Annotated in this window: 2 protein-coding genes and 1 pseudogene; 1 reads left to right on the top strand and 2 read right to left on the bottom strand. The window is 62.8% G+C overall.

The window, feature by feature from the left end; translation table 11 throughout:
* Positions 1 to 119: pseudogene (locus X803_RS22805) on the bottom strand (rhomboid family intramembrane serine protease); the annotation flags it as partial.
* 6 nt (positions 120 to 125) lie between these two features.
* Positions 126 to 668 carry a peptidylprolyl isomerase gene (locus X803_RS0111705; RefSeq protein ID WP_026545281.1) on the bottom strand — a complete coding sequence of 181 codons (543 nt, stop codon included), beginning with the start codon at positions 666 to 668 and terminating at the stop codon, positions 126 to 128.
* 153 nt (positions 669 to 821) lie between these two features.
* On the opposite strand from X803_RS0111705, the gene X803_RS19550 reads away from it, so the two are divergent.
* Positions 822 to 1625, top strand: a complete 804-nt coding sequence (locus X803_RS19550; RefSeq protein WP_051470715.1) for a hypothetical protein — start codon at positions 822 to 824, stop codon at positions 1623 to 1625.
* The last annotated feature ends 44 nt before the right edge of the window (positions 1626 to 1669 follow it).

Consider the following 1669-nt stretch of genomic DNA (forward strand, 5'->3'; position numbering starts at 1 on the left):
CATTCAGGGCAGGCGGGCCTGCCGCACCGTTGACACCGCACATAGCTCATCCGGTCGGGATGACGCAGGCACACGGGAATGTCCTGGTCCGGCTCGCCTGCCGGGACTCCATATGTCATGGAACGCTAGACCTGCTCAACCGAGATGCTGCGGATGACGACGTCCTCAAGGGGACGGTCACGGCCATCGGTGGGGATGGCGTTCAGCTGGTCGACAACGGCGCGGGATGCCTCATCCTTCACTTCACCGAAAATGGTGTGCTTTCCCTGCAGCCAGGTGGTGGGCACCGAGGTGATGAAGAACTGTGAGCCGTTGGTTCCACGTCCGTTCTGCAGGCCGGCGTTGGCCATTGCCAGCTTGTACGGGGTGGTGAAGTCGAGGTCCGGGTTGATTTCGTCGTCGAACTTGTAGCCCGGGCCGCCGATGCCCTGGCCCAGGGGATCTCCGCCCTGGATCATGAAGTCCTGGATGACACGGTGGAAGACGGTTCCGTCGTAGAGCGGCGCCGTGGTTTCCTCGCCCGTACCGGGATGGGTCCATGTGATCTCACCGGTTGCGAGGCCGATGAAGTTCTTGACCGTCTTGGGGGCATGGTTGCCGTAGAGCTCCACCTTGATGTCGCCGAGGCTTGTGTGGATGGTTGCGTGTGCTGTTGCGATAGCTGTCATGCGCTCCATTCTCCCATGCAGGTCCGGCGCAATGCCTGGATGCAGCGGGTTCCGCGCACAGTGAAAATGCTGTGAAATAAACCGGCGGATAGCATGGACCTCCGGATAGCACGTAGGCTGACTAACAACAGTCACTATCCATGGGAGGTAGTTGTGAAGAAATCCGAACGCGTTGTCCGCACCATCGAGAACAACGTTCTGATGGGCGTCGGCACGGCACGGGGTTGGGCCGCTCCGCGGGTGGATGCCGCAAAGGGCTGGGTTGCTCCGCGCTTCGAACGCGGCATTGAAACGGCCGCGCCGCGGATCCAGCACGGCGTCAACCGGGCGGCACAGGGCCTGTCCGACGGCATCGCCGTTGTCACTCCGCGTATTCAGGAGGGCCTCGACCGGGTAGGTCCCCGCATCAACCACATTGTTGACGAAACCGCGCCCCGCATTCAGGAAACCCTTGATCGTGCCACTCCGGCGATCAATTCCGCCCGGGACCGCGTGGTGTCGGAGTACATCCCGGCCGTGTCCCACCGCCTGGGTGATGTTGCGGACTCAGCCTCACGCACCCTCGCCGCCGCCACCATTCCTGCCGGTGTTGCCGGCGTCGTCACCAAGGTAACCGGTGACAAGAAAGCCGTAAAGAAGGCACAGAAGGCCGCCGTTGAAGCCGCGCAGCGCGCTGCGAAGGATCTGAGGCGGAAGCAGCAGCGCAAGAGCAACAAGGGCTGGCTGATCTGCGGCATCATCGCTGCCGCGATCACCGCAGGGGTTGCTGTCTGGCGCGCTTCACAGCCGGTGGAGGATCCCTGGAAGACTCCGGCCCCGGTGGAACCGAAGCCGGTGGCGGATGTTGCGCACAATGACGAGGCCAAGCAGGCCGTCAATGACATCAAGGAAGCCGCAGACCGCGCCGCGGAGAAATCAAATGGCGACGACGGCGGACCGAAAGGTACAGCCGTCTAGTCCAGTCTGAGCCCACTTTCGAGCGGGGAAGATCCACCCTTGGG

The sequence above is a fragment of the Arthrobacter sp. 35/47 genome (assembly GCF_000520475.1).
In the GTDB taxonomy this organism is placed as follows: domain Bacteria; phylum Actinomycetota; class Actinomycetes; order Actinomycetales; family Micrococcaceae; genus Arthrobacter_D; species Arthrobacter_D subterraneus.

What these genes read in the sequence shown, in the direction of transcription:
- X803_RS0111705 (WP_026545281.1), bottom strand. Translation starts at nt 668, where the DNA reads ATGACAGCTATCGCAACAGCACACGCAACCATCCACACAAGCCTCGGC.